This is a genomic window from Pseudomonas sp. GW821-FHT01C01 (genome assembly GCF_059422645.1).
In genome coordinates this window covers 1-16,958 of sequence record NZ_JBWKXF010000018.1, presented here as the reverse complement: position 1 = coordinate 16,958, position 16,958 = coordinate 1, and the positions used below count along the sequence as shown (strand labels likewise).

General features: G+C 60.8%; 12 protein-coding genes. 6 read left to right on the top strand and 6 right to left on the bottom strand.

Annotated elements, in window-relative coordinates; translation table 11 throughout:
* The first annotated feature begins 90 nt into the window (after window positions 1–90).
* Window positions 91–618 (top strand): inorganic diphosphatase, encoded by a 528-nt coding sequence (gene ppa, locus AC07XF_RS13610; protein ID WP_007990564.1) that lies wholly within the window; start codon window positions 91–93, stop codon window positions 616–618.
* A 230-nt stretch (window positions 619–848) separates the two neighbouring features.
* The gene (locus tag AC07XF_RS13605; protein ID WP_495026946.1) at window positions 849–1,595 is read left to right on the top strand and encodes a LexA family transcriptional regulator; all 747 of its coding nucleotides are present in this window, start codon (window positions 849–851) and stop codon (window positions 1,593–1,595) included.
* Between the two features lie 350 nt (window positions 1,596–1,945).
* Here AC07XF_RS13605 and AC07XF_RS13600 read toward each other — a convergent pair whose 3' ends face one another.
* Genes AC07XF_RS13600 through AC07XF_RS13575 form a run of 6 tightly spaced genes read right to left on the bottom strand, consistent with a single transcriptional unit; the run spans window position 1,946 to window position 12,114 of the window.
* Complete coding sequence (locus AC07XF_RS13600; protein WP_495026899.1) at window positions 1,946–2,758, bottom strand: YfaP family protein; 813 nt, start codon at window positions 2,756–2,758, stop codon at window positions 1,946–1,948.
* 3 nt (window positions 2,759–2,761) lie between these two features.
* Window positions 2,762–4,381, bottom strand: a complete 1,620-nt coding sequence (locus tag AC07XF_RS13595; protein WP_495026898.1) for a DUF2300 domain-containing protein — start codon at window positions 4,379–4,381, stop codon at window positions 2,762–2,764.
* A gap of 1 nt (window position 4,382) precedes the next feature.
* Window positions 4,383–8,939 carry an alpha-2-macroglobulin family protein gene (locus tag AC07XF_RS13590; RefSeq protein WP_495026897.1) on the bottom strand — a complete coding sequence of 1,519 codons (4,557 nt, stop codon included), beginning with the start codon at window positions 8,937–8,939 and terminating at the stop codon, window positions 4,383–4,385.
* Window positions 8,936–9,574 carry a DUF1175 domain-containing protein gene (locus tag AC07XF_RS13585; RefSeq protein ID WP_495026896.1) on the bottom strand — a complete coding sequence of 213 codons (639 nt, stop codon included), beginning with the start codon at window positions 9,572–9,574 and terminating at the stop codon, window positions 8,936–8,938. Before AC07XF_RS13585 ends, AC07XF_RS13590 begins: the two co-directional genes overlap by 4 nt.
* The gene (locus AC07XF_RS13580; RefSeq protein ID WP_495026895.1) at window positions 9,571–11,283 is read right to left on the bottom strand and encodes a DUF2138 domain-containing protein; all 1,713 of its coding nucleotides are present in this window, start codon (window positions 11,281–11,283) and stop codon (window positions 9,571–9,573) included. The genes AC07XF_RS13585 and AC07XF_RS13580 overlap by 4 nt, the downstream gene beginning before the upstream one ends.
* Before the next feature lie 39 nt (window positions 11,284–11,322).
* The gene (locus tag AC07XF_RS13575; RefSeq protein WP_495026894.1) at window positions 11,323–12,114 is read right to left on the bottom strand and encodes a YfaP family protein; all 792 of its coding nucleotides are present in this window, start codon (window positions 12,112–12,114) and stop codon (window positions 11,323–11,325) included.
* A gap of 278 nt (window positions 12,115–12,392) precedes the next feature.
* Between AC07XF_RS13575 and AC07XF_RS13570 the strand changes: the two genes are divergently transcribed.
* The 4 genes from AC07XF_RS13570 to dxs all read left to right on the top strand — a co-directional run bounded on the left by AC07XF_RS13570 (window position 12,393) and on the right by dxs (window position 16,876).
* The gene (locus AC07XF_RS13570; protein WP_495026893.1) at window positions 12,393–13,538 is read left to right on the top strand and encodes a Fic family protein; all 1,146 of its coding nucleotides are present in this window, start codon (window positions 12,393–12,395) and stop codon (window positions 13,536–13,538) included.
* Between the two features lie 221 nt (window positions 13,539–13,759).
* A complete protein-coding gene (locus tag AC07XF_RS13565; protein WP_007970180.1) occupies window positions 13,760–14,002 on the top strand; it encodes an exodeoxyribonuclease VII small subunit in 243 nt (80 codons plus the stop codon).
* Entirely contained in the window at window positions 13,999–14,886 is an 888-nt protein-coding gene (gene ispA / locus AC07XF_RS13560; RefSeq protein WP_007984469.1) for a (2E,6E)-farnesyl diphosphate synthase, read from the top strand. Before AC07XF_RS13565 ends, ispA begins: the two co-directional genes overlap by 4 nt.
* 91 nt (window positions 14,887–14,977) lie before the next feature.
* A complete protein-coding gene (dxs, locus tag AC07XF_RS13555) occupies window positions 14,978–16,876 on the top strand; it encodes a 1-deoxy-D-xylulose-5-phosphate synthase (protein WP_495026892.1) in 1,899 nt (632 codons plus the stop codon).
* Window positions 16,877–16,958: the final 82 nt, after the last annotated feature.

Here is a 16,958-nt window from a genome sequence, read left to right as displayed (position 1 = left end):
GGCGTCGATCCAGGAATATGCCTATAATCGCCGCCACTTTTTGGTCAATCCGGCCAATTGTTTTTGGTCAACTAACGGGGGCAACGCCCAATGAGCTACAGCAAGATTCCGGCTGGCAAAGACCTGCCGAACGACATCTACGTCGCGATCGAGATTCCGGCCAACCACGCGCCGATCAAATACGAAATCGACAAAGACAGCGATTGCCTGTTCGTTGACCGTTTCATGGCCACCCCAATGTTCTACCCGGCCAACTACGGTTACATCCCGAACACCCTGGCTGACGACGGTGATCCCCTCGACGTGCTGGTTGTAACCCCTTACCCGGTTGCTCCAGGTTCGGTGATCCGCGCGCGTCCAGTCGGCATCCTGAACATGACCGACGACGGCGGCGGCGATGCCAAAGTCATCGCAGTCCCACACGACAAGCTGTCCCAGCTGTACGTCGACGTGAAGGAATACACCGACCTGCCAGCGCTGCTGATTCAGCAGATCGAGCACTTCTTCGCGAACTACAAAGATCTCGAAAAAGGCAAATGGGTGAAGATCGAAGGCTGGGCCGGCGCAGACGCCGCCCGCGAAGCGATCACCAAGTCGGTTGCTGCCTATAAAGGCTAAGAGCAGCTGCAAGCTTTTAGCGGCAAGCGGCAAGAAAAACCCCGGTAAAACCGGGGTTTTTTGTGGGCGTTTGGAAAGCACCACTTAAACACTGTGTTTAAAGAACCTCTGACTTGGTTTTTTCTTGTTTAATTTTCGCCGTTTACGTCTTACATCAAGTCTTAAATTTCCCTCGAATTTGAACAGTTCGTTTATTCAAAGCCTTATTCCGCCTACGTAGACTCGTGTTTATGAAAAAGAACACTAGCGGCCCACGCTTTCGAGCGCTCCTTCGACTTGCCAACATCACGACATCAGGTTTTGCCGAATTTTTGAACACGGCGCCGCAAAATGTCCATAACTGGTACACCCGCGGTGTGCCCGCCCACTGTATGGAAGAAGTCGCCATGCGACTCTCCGTGAACAGTGAATGGCTGAAAACCGGTGAAGGTCAGAAAGACGCCAGACACCTGCGCCTGCTCGACGAGACTGGCAACACTTTCGACGCCCAGGCCATCCGCGGTGTCTACACGGTCATCGAACCCACCGACGTCGAATTGCCCCTTTATAAAGAAACCGCCACGGCCCCAGGCTCCAACAAAACCCACGTCGTCGAAGATCCCGGCCAATCCATCCGACTGCCCCGCAGCCACCTCGACTCCCTGGAAATCAACCACGTCGACGCCATCTGCGCCCACATGATCGGCAACAGCATGGCCGAGAAAATTGAAGACGGTTCAATGCTCGCCATTGATCGCGGACTAACGCAAATTATCGATGGCGAGATCTATGCAATCGAGCACGACGGCATGCTACGAATCAAATACCTGCATCGAGTCCCCGGTAACGCGTTGCGCATGCGCAGCCACAACAGCGCCGAGCACCCGGATGAAATCTTCAGGGCTGCACAAATCGAGGAACAGAACATCCGAGTATTGGGTTGGGTGTTCTGGTGGTCGACGCTGAACAAGCGCAGACCGGAAGTACCATTTCTGTAGTGATCCAGATCACCGTAATACCTTTAACCCGTACACCAAGCTGGGAATTCCCCAAAAAAATCAGTATGCTGCGCCCCACATTTGCGCATCGACCCGCCCCGCGGCTCAGATCGCACCGACAAGGCAGATGATTTTCTCGCCGAGTCCCACAGCCGGACGCAAGATCCGGGTGTACGTTTTGAAGGCTGGCGCGGTTTACCAAAAATGATCCAAGCCAGTCCCCGAGAAGCCGGCCACAAGCCGGCTTTTTAATGCCTGAAAGAAAGTGAACGGCCCAGAATCTGCATTTGTCTCAGCAGCGCTGAGACAAAAGCAGAACCAATAGTGTCAGCACTGCTGTCACTTTCCCCTCACGGATAACTAAACCCCTTCACCAACGTCAACTCCCCCACCGCCCGCATCGGCACCAGAAACGTTTCCATCTTCTCGCTCGGCGTCCCCTCCTCGGTAATCACCGTCACCTGCGCGGTGGTCAGCGCTTGCACCGCGTCTTCCTGCCCCTCTTCATCACTGCTGTACCCGCCGCCAAAGTAGTTCACATACACCAGATATTGCCCCTTGATCGGCGCGGGCATGGCGAAGATTTCCGGGCCGTAGCCGGTGGTGACGTCGACGTCGAGCGCCGCGCCGTTGGGGGCGACGCGGTCGCCGTACCAGATGTGCGCGCCGTCGGGGGTGATCAGGTGCAGGTCGAGGTCGGTGTTGTCGCTGTCCCACGACAGTAATACGCGCAATTTTGCCGGGGTTGCGCCGCCGCTGCTGTTGAGGAATTGCGTGCGGTGACGTTGTTGGCCATCGGGGCTGCGAACCTCGACACTGTTGCTGCCGTTGGGGAATGAGAACGGGCGATCGAAGCGGCCGGCCGGGTCGATTTTCAGCGGCATGCTCACCCCGTTGACGATCAGCCGGCCGGGCTCTGCGGATTTGGTTGTGGCTTTGATCTGGCCACTGATGCGTGCCGTGTTGGCCTGCCCTGTCGGGGTGTTCACCGAGGAGGCCGGGTAGTTGACGGTCTGCCGGAAGTTTTCCCCTTCGCCCTCAGGCGCGCCGGTGCGCCAGCCACCTGCGGGGGTTTCGAGTTTGACGCTGTCCGCTGCCATCGCCCACGGCAATGCCGTCAGCGAAAGGAGCAACAGCAAGACCTGTGGATAACGGAGTTTCATGGCCTATTCCAGCAAGAGGTGGCGGGCGAGCCCTTCGATGTAGGTTTCATCCTGGCCGTTGGGGTGTGCTTCGAAGGCCAGGTGCAGGTATTCGTGGGTCAGGTCGAGGCGGTCTTGCAGCGTCTGCGCGCCGCGCACGTAGATGCGCTGGCGTTCGCGGTCGACATAGGGGCGGCCGAAGGTCAGGCGGCATACGGCGAAGGTGCTGACTTCGTTGTAGCCGGTTTCGCTTTCAAGTGTTGGGCGCCAGCCGCGCCGTTGTTTCTGCAGCCAATCTTGTGCGGCGGGCAACGCTTCGCAGGACGCGACCGGGTTGTCCCAGCGGCTGAGACTGGCGCGTGGGTAAGCGTGCAGCAGGATGGCGTCGTAGCGCTGGCCGGCACGGGCCTGTTCGACAGCTTGCTGCCAGGACAGTTTGTCCGGGCCGGGTTGATCGGAATGGTAGGTGACGGTGCTGCCAGCCAGGATCAGGTCGCTGGTCCACGCGGCAATGTCGCGTGACTCGGGCGACGCCGGACGCGGTGCGACTCGCTGGCGGCTGCTGCTGTCTTCGATGCTCAGGCAATCGCCGCTGCGCGTGGCGTTTTGCAGCAGGTACGTGCGGATGGCCACGGCCAGCGCTTTGGCGGCCTCGACCGGTTCGGCGCTGGCTTCGCGCTGGAGCACACGGGCGACGTACTCTTCGCGATCCAGCCGGGCGACGAGCTTGTCGTTGAGCAGAAACAGTTCGCCGTCGCTGTGGATATCCATCGCATTACCATTGGCGAATTCGACGCGGTAGTCACCCTGTAACGCCCCGGAGGACACCACACTACCCTCTGACAGCACGCGCCGAAGTGGATAGCGGGAGAATAGGTCGACCTCTACGCATTTCCCTGCATCCGCAGGCCATGCAACAGGAATCACCGTAGACAATGCCTGCGCGTAATCACGCAGTACCCGCTGACTGGTGCCCCGTCCTCCGACCCAGATCGGTGTACCGTCCGCCGTCCAGCCGGCAAACCCGCCTTGGCGTAACGCGGCATCCTGATCCGCCAACCAGCTCCAGGTCTTCACGCGCAGACGGCTACCGAGTTCGCCGACGACGTTGCCATCGGCGGCATTCAGCACAACATCGAGTAGCACACGCCGGGCCTGATCCTGCACCGGCAGCACGGCCAACACCTTCAACAGTTCTGCCACCGAAACCCGTGTGGCCGGTTGCAGCGACGGCAACTCCTGCAACCATTGCGGCGCCTGCCGCGTCTGCCAATAGGCTCGCCAACCTGCATCGCTGATGCCCAGCCTCGCGGGTTCGAAATACAAACCGCATGACTTCACCAACGCCTGATCACGCTCGATCTTTCCGCCCGCCGTGCAGCAATAAACCTCTTCCTTCGACTGACCACGGCATTCATAAGCCGGCTCACGTGCGCCGGTATCGACCAGCCAGGCGTAGACGAACAACTTCCACACACTGCCCAGCGGCGTCTGCAACGTCGGCGGCAAGGGCTCGCGGGCGATCACCTGCGTTCGGCTCAGCGACAACAAATCGCCGTTAAAGGCCAGGCGCAGCGGTTCGTCCTGCGCCGTCGCCAGCACAGGAATCAAACACAGCAGCCAACCCAGCAGCAGCCTGTGCACGTCAGTGAACCGTGACCTGGCCAAGGGCTGCCTTTTGCTCCAACGCCTGATGCTGCGGCGCATACACCTGAGTGAAACGCACCGGCGGCAAGTTGAATTGCCCCTTCTGCGAGAAACGCACCAAATGCCGCAGACGCAATTCGCCACTCAAGGCATCGACCGGAACGGCATAAGCCATTTGTCCCGGTTCGAAACGCGCTTTCTCCAGCGCCGTCGGCTCGGTGCCGGCCTTGCCCATGAGCTTGATGCCCCAGGTCGTGCGCTCGACATCCGCGCCCGGCGGCAACGGCACTTCCAGCAGGCCGTAGCGCAGCGGTCTGGCGGCTTTGCTGGTGACGATCACTTCGTCGAGATAGAGGTTGTCGCTGGACAGCGGCGCACTGCCGACCGCTTCGAGTTTGAAGGTGAAGGCTTCATCCCCCGGCACCAGTCGCGACAGGCGACGGGTGATGGTCACGGCCATCGGATCGACCACCGGCTGCTGGCTCCGGTAGCTCAATGCGGCGCGCAGCGGACGCTCTTGCGCGCAGGTCAGCGACAACACGCTTGGCAGTTGCGCACCTTGCCACGTCCAATAAATCTCACCTGTCGCGCCCTGTTCCTGCTGCCAGCCCTCACCCGGTTTCAAGGCCACAGCCGGCGCGGCCTGCTCAATGCTGCGTTGCAGCCAAGTGAGTGCGAGCGCCCGTTCCAGTGTGGATTGCTGTGGCAGCAAACGTTGCAGCAAGGCTTGGGCGTGAGCCTGATCGAAGGGTTGTAGCGACAGGTTCAACGCTTCGGCAAACGGCTGGGAACTGAACGCCAGACGTTGCTGCGCGTCGGCCAGTTGCCGATTGAACGCGTCCGGCAAAACAACCTTCGATTGCCTGGCCAGCGATGCCGTCAGCACTCGTGCGGCAGCCAGCCCCAACGCTGAATCCGGATCGCTCATGACGAGGCTGTCTTCGCCGTCTTCCATCAGGTTCGCGGCCGTGCCCTCGCCTGCTTTCGCCAGGTCTTCCAGCAAGCCACTGAGCAAGGTGTTGACCGGCAACTGCATCTGTTTGGCGAACGACAGGATCAGCGCCCGCTGCAACAGCGGCGTGTTGTTCGCCTGTTTGGCGTAGACCTCCAGCACCCGCTGCCAATGCTCCGGCGGCAGGCTCAGCTCCAGCACCCGGCTGGCGTGCCAGTCGGCGTAATAGGCGTAAGCGGTGAGGAACGCATCCGGCTCGCCGTCCATACCCCACCAGGTGAAACACGCCGAAGGGCCGGCCATTTGCACCAGGCGCAGGCGACTGTTTTGCATGATCAGGCGCAAGCGATCGCGGATCTGCGGATTCGCCGCCAGAGTCGGGTAGGCGATGCTCAACGGCAACAGGCGACTGGCGGTCTGTTCGACGCCGCCGTAGGGGTAGCTCAACAGATCGTCGAGTGCAGAACGGAACAACGCTTGTGGACTGTCGTCCAGACGCAGGCGGATATCGCTGGCGTCTGCCGGCAACGTCAGCGGCGTATCGCCGCCGCTCACATCGAGGCTCCGGGTCTGGGTCACTTGCCAGCCTTCACCGGTCGCGGTCAGGCGCACTGCCAGGGCATCAGCGGTTTTGCCGTCCTGCACCAGCTCCGCACTCCACTCGCCATTGGCCAGTTCAAAGGTCGGCAACGGGATGTAGTTGATGCCGCTGTTCAGGGTCACAGGCACGCGCTGTTCGTTGCCGGCGTAACGGGTCACCAGTTCGGCCTTGACCGGGTTCTCAGCCTGACTGAAGGCGAACACACCGAGGTCCGGTTTGTCGCCGGCACGGAATCGGGTCGGGCCGCTCCACTTCAGGTACAGCGGTTTTTCCGAGCGTACGAATTGCTTCTTCTGCCCGACCTGACCGTCATCGGCGATGGCTCTGGCGGTGATGCGCCAGCGGGTCAGGGAGTCGGGCATCTTGAAGGTGAAACGGGTCTTTCCGTTGGCATCGGTCAGCAATTCAGGTTGCCAGGCAGCCGTGTCGACATCCTCGCGACGCGGCCGCTCCAGCACTTTCACGCCGCGCTCACTGCGATTGGCTTTGCCCGGTGCACCGGGGCTGCCCGGCAAGGCGACGTCATAACTGATGAACGACAGACTGGCGCTGGTGCGCACATTGTTGCGTCGTGGGTGATAGAAGAACTGGTCGATGCTCGGCGCGACCTCAGGTTGCAGGGCGTAGACCATTTCATCGACCACGCTGACCGTCAGATGCGCGGGAATCGGCTTGCCGGCGAACCGGGTACTCAGGTCCACCGAGACGGTTTCGCCCGGCTGGTAGGTGTCTTTATCGGTGGCGATGAGCACGTCGATCTGAGGCGTGATTACCTTGATGCCGGCGTTCTGGAAACTGTACTGGCCGCCCTTGGTGTACAGCACCGAGAAGGTCAGGTTCGGCGCGAAACCGTCCTTCACCGGAATGCGCGCGCGGTATTGGGTATCGCTGAGTTTTTCCATCTTCAGCCAGTCGCCACCCTTGGAAAGTAACGCGGTGGCTTCGACCTTGTCGCGCTCCAGGGATAGCAGTGCATCGCTCACGGGTTCCGGGAAAGTGATCAGTGCCAGCGCTTCATCGCCTGCGATGTACTCGGGCTTGTCGAGGACGATTTCCACGGTGCCGGGTACGGCTTTGACACCTTCGCCGGTAACCGAATGGCCGGTGGCGCCGACCACCCGGCCATGATCATCCTTGAGCGCGAGGTTGTAGGTGCCCGGCCGGTCAAAGGCCAGCGTGAAGCTTTTGTCGGTTGCCGTGAGTTTGCCTTCGCCGGTGCTCTGGTCTTCCAGGCGCACCCAGCCGTAGCTGCCTGGCGTAACGGCGTCGGCCTGCTCGCCTTCGCGGGCGTAGCTGAACGCAACCTTGTCACCCACCGCGCTGAAACGTTGGGGCGCGCTCAAGCGGAAATTCGCCGCACCGCGGTCGATGAGGATTTCCTTGGTGGTTTTCACGCGATACGCCGCACCATCGCTGGCGAACACGGTGAGCATGTAGCGGCTCGGTTTTTCCGCTGCCGGCAAGTCGAGGGACGCACCGCCCTTGGCGTCGGTGGTCAGTTCGGTGCTGGTCAGCTCCACCGGAAATTGCCCGAGGTATTGCAGTTCGTTGTCGACCATCGACAGCTGTTGGGCGCGCAGGCTCAGGCTCAATTTCGCATTGGCCACCGGTTTGCCGTCCGGGTACAGCAGCACCAAGCTGCCCTTGACCGGCTCGCCTGTACGGTAATCCTGCTTGACCAGATTGAGCGAAATCTCGAAGTGCGGCTTGATGTATTCGGCGACGCGAAAGGCGCTGCTGTAGGTCTGATCCTTGTAGGTGAAACGCAGTTCATAACCACCGGCCACGGCGTTGTCCGGCAACTGGAATCGGCCTTGGGTGCCTGCCTTGGAATCGAGCTTCAAATCGAGAGATTGCAGCGCCGTGCCGGTCGCATCGAGCACAGTCACGTTGACATCGGCAGCGCTTGGCTGCACCGAGTCCCGGGCATTCTTGAATTCACGCCCGACGATTTTCAGTGACACCCAATCCCCCGGTCGATACAGCGGCCGGTCGGTGAAGGCATAGAGTTTGGTGTCGTAGATTTCGCTGTCGTAGTAGAAGTTTTCTGAGACGAACACCCCGCCCTCTTCGTCCTCGCCGATCACGAACGAACGCTCGGGGCTGACGTGTTTCAGACGCAGCAAGCCGTCGCTATCCGTGGCGCCGCTGCTCATTACGCCGAGGCCATCGGTCCACAGCACATTGACCTTCGGCACCGAGCTGCCTTCGTGTTTGCGCGCAGCCCACACCAGCAATTCGTCACCGGCAATCTTGCTCACCGCCACGGTGTTGGAGACGAACACCATGGTGGTCGCGCGGTACTTGCCGATCAGTGCTTCCACCAGATAAAGACCCGGTTTGAGATTGCCCAACGGGATGTACACGTTGCCCGGCGCAACGCTGACGAACTCGCTGGAAGACCCGGCCAGATTCACCCCTGTCGGTGGCTGGATCGGCTTGGCCTGCCACAACGGATAACGGAACTGGCTGACCACCGGCAGACCCGGTATCAGCGCGAATTGCGGCTGCGCATCGTAGGGTGTTGGCGCGGCCATCGCATTGCCCATCTTCAGTTCCGGCACTTCCTCGGTGACTTGTTTACGTGACTCGTAGGAAAACGCCCGCTGCATCACTCGACGGGATTTGCGATACCAGTTGTCCCACAGGTAAGCGAGGGTATTGGACAGGCCCTCACCCTTGAACTGGCCATCGCTGACCACCCGGTGCAGGTTTTTCTGGCGCTTGAGGAAATCCAGCGGTTTGTCGATGCGATACACCCGAATGTCGGCACCGCCGTAGGGTTCCATGCGAAACCGGCGATAGTCGCGGCCCGGTGCTTCGAGGCGCACCATCGCCTGTTCATCGCTGGCAAAACTGCTGTCGGCCAGCAAGAAAAAACTCTCGCCGGCCACCGGCGTATAGCCGCTGGATGGAACGCTGTCTTCGGCGTGAACAGCTGAGAATGGCAATACCAATACCAACATCAGGGACAGAAAACGCAGCATGCGGGCACCGGTCATTGGGAGAGAAAATTCAATCGATAGACGCCGATGAAGTTGGGGTTGGCTGCGTCGGGTATCCATCGGGTGTCCTTCCATGTCATGAGTTGCTGCAGGCTTGCCGAACGCATGCCGTTGTCAGTGGGTGTGGTGGTGCCGGTGTGATAGGCGATGTAGCGGCCCATCCAGATCATCAGGTGCTGGTCGTCGCCCTGATCGAAAAACATCAGGTCGCCCGGTCGCGCCTGTGACACATCGCGGCTGACCAGACGGCTGTTGAACTGGATCAATTTGATCGCATTGACGTACGGCCCGACCTTGCCGCCGCCCTGCTGCCATTGCTGCGCAAGACCGCGCTGGGCGTCACTCAATTGCAGCTCCGGCGGCAGGTAACGATTGGACAGGCCATTGCTGCGCAGCCATTTGTCGTCATGGACTTTCAGCGCTTCATTGGCGGCAAAACGCACCAGGCCGGCGCAGTCCTGCTGATACCAGCGCGGGCTCGGCCCCTGGCTCAATTGCTCCTGGGCGATGCGCACGAACCAGGCGCGGAACACCTGGGACTGCTGCGGGTCAAGCGGCGGTGTCTCGACAGCGCGGGCACCTGCGCTCAGCAACAATGCCAGCAGGCCGAGACTGCGGATCAATGCCGTCACAGCGCTTTCCACTCCAGCGGCAGCCACTGCCAGTGGCCATCTGGCTCGCTGCCTTCGGGCAAGGTCAGGGCGTATTTACCGTAGCCGCCGAGCTTGCGCAGTTTCGGGATCAGGTAGGATTGCGCAGCGTTGTAGAACACCGGTTCCATGTCCTGGGGCAGGCTGTCGAGGGTTTCCTGCTGCATCAGTTGCGCCATCGAATCCGGGCCGAAATAGACCGGCATCAGCAGGTCTTTGGGCACCACGTCGGCCATCGGCGGGAAGCGTTTGTCGAGGGTGCCGAGGGCCTTGTCCACCAGCTTGTCGTCGAGGGAAAACAGCAACGTCGAACCGTGCCGCGCCAGGCTGACTTTCATGAACGCCTTGCCGGTGATGGCGTCAGGGTCTTCAGCTTCCTTGGCCGCATAGGGACCGAAACTGGAGCTGACCTGACGTTGCCACTGGTGGCTCTGGCCTTCCTGCTTTTCCAGCACCGGGAAGGCACCGTCTTCGACGTTGTTCTCGTAGGCGCCGACCATCGAGCCGAACAGGCTGCCCAAATCCCCATCGAGTTTGCCGCTGTCGTCATCGTTGAGGCTGGCCACCAGCAAGGGCGTGTACAGCCGCGAATCGGCATACCAGCACAAGCCCGCCGCACCGGCCATGTGTTCAGTCAATGCTTGGGCCACCTTCTCCTCGGCACCGAGTTTCACCAGCAGCGGTTGCTGTTGTTCGGCAGCCAGCGGCAACGCCACGCAAGCGCTGGCGCCCATGGGCATGGCTTGCCAGATCGGTTTGAAATCGAAGTCCGGCTGATTCTCCAGTTCATCCATGGCCAGAAAGCTGTGCCAGCCCTTGTCGTCCATGTCAAAACGCAGGCCGGCGAAGTTCGGAATGAAACGCTGGTAACCCATGGCCAGCACACTGGCGTTCACCGACAGGCGTTGCTTCACCTGCGGCGCACGCGGTGGCAGGCCGAAAGCTTCGGGGAACAGTTTGTCGCCTTTGAGCAGGGCTGCGATGGCTTGGGTCGAAACGCTGCCGCTTTCCTGTGCAGCACCGCTTTGCGGGTCGTAGAGTTTCGCCGGATTGGACAGCACCACCAGTTTGTCGCCATGGGACGCGAACAGCAGCGCTTTGCTGGCGTTGTAGTTGAGTTGATAGAGCGCCACATCGTCGGTACCGACTTTGACGTCAGCGACTTTGCTCAATTGCGAGTCGTCCAGCACCACTTTGGCCAGCGGCTCCAGCACCTTGGCCAGCCCGCCGCGATCCATCACCAGCAGGAAATCCTTGAGCCGCCCATCCGCCCCGCGCCACAACGCTACGTCGGCAGGCTGATCGAACAGTTGCTCGATCAGGGTGTCCTGCAACTTCAGGTCATGTTCGTAGATGATCCGCCGCAAGCTGCCAATCAAACCCAGGCGATCGGCGTGGGTTTCGTAATAGAAGACGAAATCTTCGGTCAGGGTTTCCTTGAGGAACGGCACTGCCAGCAGGTCCTTGGGCAATTGGCTCAGGGAATGGGTTTCCAGCAAGCCATCCGGGCGGCTCATGCCCAATTTGTCACTGGCCAACACAGGTGCCGGGGCCTTGGGCTTGTGCATTAACCACCCCAACCCACCGGCCACGCCAACGATCAGGCATATCCCGATCAGCAGCGTCGGCCAATGCAGGGAAGGTTTGGCCGCTGGACCGCCAGCGGCCGGAGTAACAGCGCTATCACTCATGTTCACAAAACCCGATGTTCATCCGTGGAGCGGGGATGCTTAGTAGTTGAAAGTCTTGACCAGCAGCAGGTCGCCGATTGCGCGCAGGGGCACGATAAACGTCTCGCGTTTTTCATCGACGGTATTTTCGTTGAGCACCAGGTTGATCTGCGAGGTAATCACCTCGTTCTGGTTGCTGGTCTCATCGAAGTTATAGCCGCCGCTGCCGAAGTTGCCCCAATAGTTCACGTAAACCAGATAGGTGCCATGCAGCGGTGCGGTCATGGTGAACATTTCCGGACCCGGGCCATCGACGCCGTCTGGGTCGAGGCCGCCGCCGTTGGTCAAGGCCGAGTGCGCCCAAAAGGCATGCTGGCCGTCCGGCGTAATGATGTGCAGGTCGAGTTCGGCCTTCGGATCGTCCCAACCCAGCACCACGCGAATCCTTGCCGGTGTGCGCAGGTTGTTGGCTTCATAGAATTGCACACGCTTGAGGGACTGACCTTCGGCACTGCGCACTTCGACGCTGTTGGAACCGGCACCAAACGCATACGGCCGGGCGAAACGCCCTTGCTCGTCGGTATAGAGGTTCAGCGGATTGCCGTTGACCGCCAGGGTGTGTGGCCCGCGTTGAGTGCCGAGAGCCTTGAGCCGGCCGTCGATCATCGTGCGATTGCGCTGCACGCCTCGGTCAATCGGCGGGGTGGGATAGGCGACTTGCGGGTTTTCGCTACGGTCCAGCAAGCCGTTGTAACGCCAGCCCCCTACCGGTTCCGATAACTCGGCACCCGGCGCGGCCAGAATCACGGGCGCGATAGCCAACCCGATCAGCAGCAAAAGAAATGAGCGCATGTGATGCCTCCTGCCATGCATGACGAAACCTTGCGCCTGATCCTCGGCGCGTTACAGATGTGGATACTGCGTTTCGTCTGAAAGACCCGTGACCGTTGGGTCGTAGATGGCGCGAAGGTTAGCCAGTCGGGTGTTTTTTAACAATCGGATGTGTCGCAAAGTGCGGATGGATTCACGACTCACGGTGGACGGTGAGCCGAATATTCGTCATATTCGGCTCATCATGTGAGCCGAATAGCCTTTCTAATCGGCTCACCCTCCTCTAGAGCATCAAGTTCATGACCCCTCGATGGATATGGCAACAGCCCGATTGGCCGAGTTTCACCTGGAATGCCGAACGCTTGGCGCCCTTGTTACGCGAGTGCGTTCAAGCGCAAGGTCGGTTAATGGGCATGGCCAGTTCCGTGGGCAGTTCGCTGAGTGCACAAAGTGAGCTGGATGCGTTGCTGCAAAACATCGTCACCTCATCGGCCATTGAAGGTGAACAACTGAATGTTGGCTCCGTTCGTTCGTCGCTGGCTCGACGCTTGGGTCTGGATCTGGTTGATGGCGACAGGGTTAGCCAACGCAGTGAAGGTCTTGCGCAATTGATGCTCGATGCTACGCAGCATTTTGCCGAGCCGCTGACGCTGGATCGTTTGCTGAACTGGCATGAATGGTTGTTTCCGGAACAGGACGGCGACCTTGCCGCCCGGGCAATTCGTGTCGGTGCATTGCGAGGCGATGAACCGATGCAGGTCGTCTCAGGTCGTCTCGATAAGCCAACCGAGCACTTCGAAGCGCCGCCTCGACCTGGCCTTGAACGTCAACTCGAAATCTTCCTCGACTGGTTTGAGAGCGGCCGAAGTCAGGCCCGGCTCGACCCATTGCTGCGTGCTGGCATCGCACACTTCTGGTTTGTCACGCTCCACCCTTTTGACGACGGCAATGGCCGCCTTACGCGCACCATCACCGACCTGGCATTGGCGCAGGGCGAGGCTCAAGCGATTCGTTTTTACGCAATGTCGGCAAGCATTCTTGAAGATCGCACCGGTTATTACCGGGTATTGGAAACGAGTCAAAAGGCTACGACCGATGTCACTGAGTGGCTGGAGTGGTTCATGCAAACTCTTCTGCGCAGCCTGCAACAAGCCATGACGCGGATCGACAGTGTGCTGGGCAAGGCGCGATTCTGGCAGGCGCACCAAAGATCCGAGCTGTCGGCCGAACAAACCAAGGTACTGAATCGCTTGCTCGATGGCGGCGAAAGGGGCTTCGAGCACGGCATCAGTGCGGCTCAATACCAAGCCGTCGCCAAAGTATCCAAAGCGACCGCAACCCGTCATTTGGCCGAACTGCTGAACAAAGACTGCCTGCAACGCCTGCCCGGTGGCGGGCGCAGCACTCGCTACCAGATCAAATATCCCGATGTGAAGGACTCCTGATTTCTGTGGCGAGGGAGCTTGCTCCCGCTGGCTTGCGAAGCAGGCCCAAATACGCATGAAAATCAGGGTGGCTGGTTTTGGGGCCGCTCCGCGACCCAGCGGGAGCAAGCTCCCTCGCCACAGAGCTGCGCTTTCCACCTGTCAAACACCCCGCTCATTTGCCCATAAACCCCCTATCTGCTAGTGTCGCGCCGGTTTAACGTCAACCGGAAATCGCCGCCATGGCCCGCAAAAAAGCTGCACTGGATTTCGAACAGTCCCTCGCCGACCTGCAAACGCTGGTGGAGCGTCTGGAGAATGGCGAATTGTCGCTGGAAGACTCGCTGGCCGCTTTCGAGCAAGGCATCGGTCTGACCCGCGATTGCCAGGCGGCGCTGGCCCAGGCCGAGCAAAAGGTTCAGGTACTGCTCGAGCGTGATGGCGAGTTGGCCGAGGAACCCTTCGACGCGGATCAGCCAGAATGATTGCAGCGTACTCGGCAACCAGTCAGGCCCGCGTCAATGCGGCCCTGGAAACCCTGTTCACGGCACCGAGCCCAGAGCTGGCGCGGCTGTACGAGGCCATGCGCTATAGCGTGATGAATGGCGGCAAACGCGTGCGTCCACTGCTGGCCTACGCCGCGTGCGAAGCGTTGGGCGGCAAACCCGAGCAGGCCAACGGCGCGGCCTGTGCGGTGGAACTGATCCACGCCTACTCGCTGGTGCATGACGATTTGCCGGCCATGGACGATGACGATCTGCGTCGCGGCCAGCCCACCACCCACAAAAAATTCGATGAAGCCTGCGCGATCCTCGCCGGCGACGGTTTGCAGAGCCTGGCCTTCAGCGCCCTGCTCGACCCACGCCTGAGCACTTCTGAGGCCGAAATCCGCCTGCAAATGGTCAGCGCCCTGGCACTGGCGGCAGGCCCGGCGGGCATGGTCGGCGGTCAGGCCATCGACCTCGGCTCGGTCGGCCTGAAGCTCGACCAGAAAGCCCTGGAATACATGCATCGGCACAAGACCGGCGCGTTGATCGAAGTCAGCGTCAAACTCGGTGCCCTGGCCAGCGGCCGTGCCGAGAAAGACGAACTCAAGTCCCTGCAGACTTATGCACAGGCCATCGGCCTGGCATTTCAGGTCCAGGACGACATTCTCGACGTCGAAAGCGATACCGAAACCCTCGGCAAACGCCAGGGCGCCGACATTGCCCGGGACAAACCGACCTACCCGGCCCTGCTCGGCCTCGACGCCGCCAAAGCCTATGCCCTGGAGTTGCGCGACCAGGCCCTGCACGCCCTGCGACCGTTTGACGCGGCGGCCGAGCCATTGCGTGATCTGGCCCGGTATATCGTCGATCGCCGCAGTTGACGGCGTATCCGCCAAAAAAAACCAACGCGTGGGCAGGGGACGAAGCATCAGGTAAACTGCCGCATCTTTTATACCTATAACGATTCGCCTGATGCCCACGACGTTTCATGAGATTCCCCGCAAGCGCCCAACCACGCCCCTGCTCGACCGCGCGAACACGCCGGACGGCCTGCGCCGGTTAGGCGAAGCCGAGCTGGAAACCCTGGCCGATGAGTTGCGCCTGGAATTGCTCTACACGGTCGGCCAGACCGGTGGGCATTTCGGTGCCGGCCTGGGTGTGATCGAGCTGACCATCGCGCTGCATTACGTCTTCGACACCCCGGACGACCGGTTGGTGTGGGACGTGGGTCATCAGGCTTATCCACACAAGATCCTCACCGGTCGTCGCGAGCGCATGGGCACCCTGCGCCAAAAGGACGGCGTCGCTGCCTTCCCGCGCCGCTCCGAGAGCGAGTACGACACCTTTGGCGTCGGCCACTCCAGCACGTCGATCAGTGCTGCGCTGGGCATGGCGATTGCCGCCCGCCTGCAAAACAGTGATCGCAAGGCCATCGCGGTGATCGGCGACGGCGCGTTGACCGCGGGCATGGCGTTCGAGGCGCTGAACCATGCGCCGGAAGTGGACGCCAACATGTTGGTGATCCTCAACGACAACGACATGTCGATCTCGCGCAACGTCGGCGGTTTGTCGAACTATCTGGCGAAGATCCTTTCCAGCCGCACCTACGCGAGCATGCGCGAAGGCAGCAAGAAAGTGCTGTCGCGCCTGCCCGGGGCCTGGGAAATCGCTCGCCGGACCGAAGAATATGCCAAAGGCATGCTGGTTCCCGGCACGCTGTTCGAAGAGCTGGGCTGGAACTACATCGGCCCCATCGATGGCCACGACCTGCCGACCCTGATCGCCACCCTGCGCAACATGCGCGATCTGAAAGGCCCGCAGTTTCTGCACATCGTCACCAAGAAAGGCAAAGGCTTCGCCCCGGCGGAAGTCGACCCGATCGGTTACCACGCCATCACCAAACTCGAACCGCTGGATGCCCCGGCTGCCGCGCCGAAAAAGGCCAGCGGGCCGAAATATTCCGGTGTATTCGGTGAATGGCTGTGCGACATGGCGGCTGCCGATCCGCGCCTGGTCGGGATTACCCCGGCGATGAAGGAAGGCTCGGACCTGGTCGCGTTCAGCGAACGCTTCCCGCTGCGCTACTTCGACGTGGCCATTGCCGAGCAGCACGCCGTCACCCTCGCGGCCGGCATGGCTTGCGAAGGCGCCAAACCCGTAGTGGCGATCTATTCGACCTTCCTGCAGCGCGGCTACGACCAGTTGGTGCATGACGTCGCCGTGCAGAATCTCGACGTCCTGTTCGCCATCGACCGTGCAGGTCTGGTGGGCGAAGACGGTCCGACCCATGCGGGCAGCTTCGACCTGTCGTTCCTGCGCTGCATCCCGGGCATGCTGGTGATGACCCCGAGCGATGAAAACGAGCTGCGCAAAATGCTCACCACCGGTCACCTGTATGAAGGCCCGGCGGCCGTGCGCTATCCACGCGGCAATGGCCCGAACGCGAACATCGAGAAAGACCTCGAACCGATCGAGATCGGCAAGGGCGTGATTCGCCGCCAGGGCAGCAAAGTCGCCCTGCTGGTGTTCGGCGTGCAACTGGCCGAAGCCCTGAAGGTCGCCGAGACGCTGGATGCGACCGTGGTCGACATGCGTTTCGTCAAGCCGCTGGATGAAGCGCTGGTGCGCGAAATCGCTGGCAGCCACGAGCTACTGGTGACCGTCGAAGAAAACGCGATCATGGGCGGTGCCGGTGGCGCGGTCAGCGAATTCCTCGCTCGCGAGAACATCCTCAAGTCGATGCTGCACCTGGGCTTGCCGGACATTTACGTCGAACACGCCAAGCCTGCGCAAATGCTGGCCGAGTGTGGGCTGGATGAAGCCGGGATCGAGGCTTCGATCCGCGAGCGCCTGCAACTGCTCAACATTTAAACGCAATACCCTGTGGGAGCGGGCTTGCTCGCGAATGCGGACTGTCAGTTGACCAATAGGTGGCTGGCACACCGCATTCGCG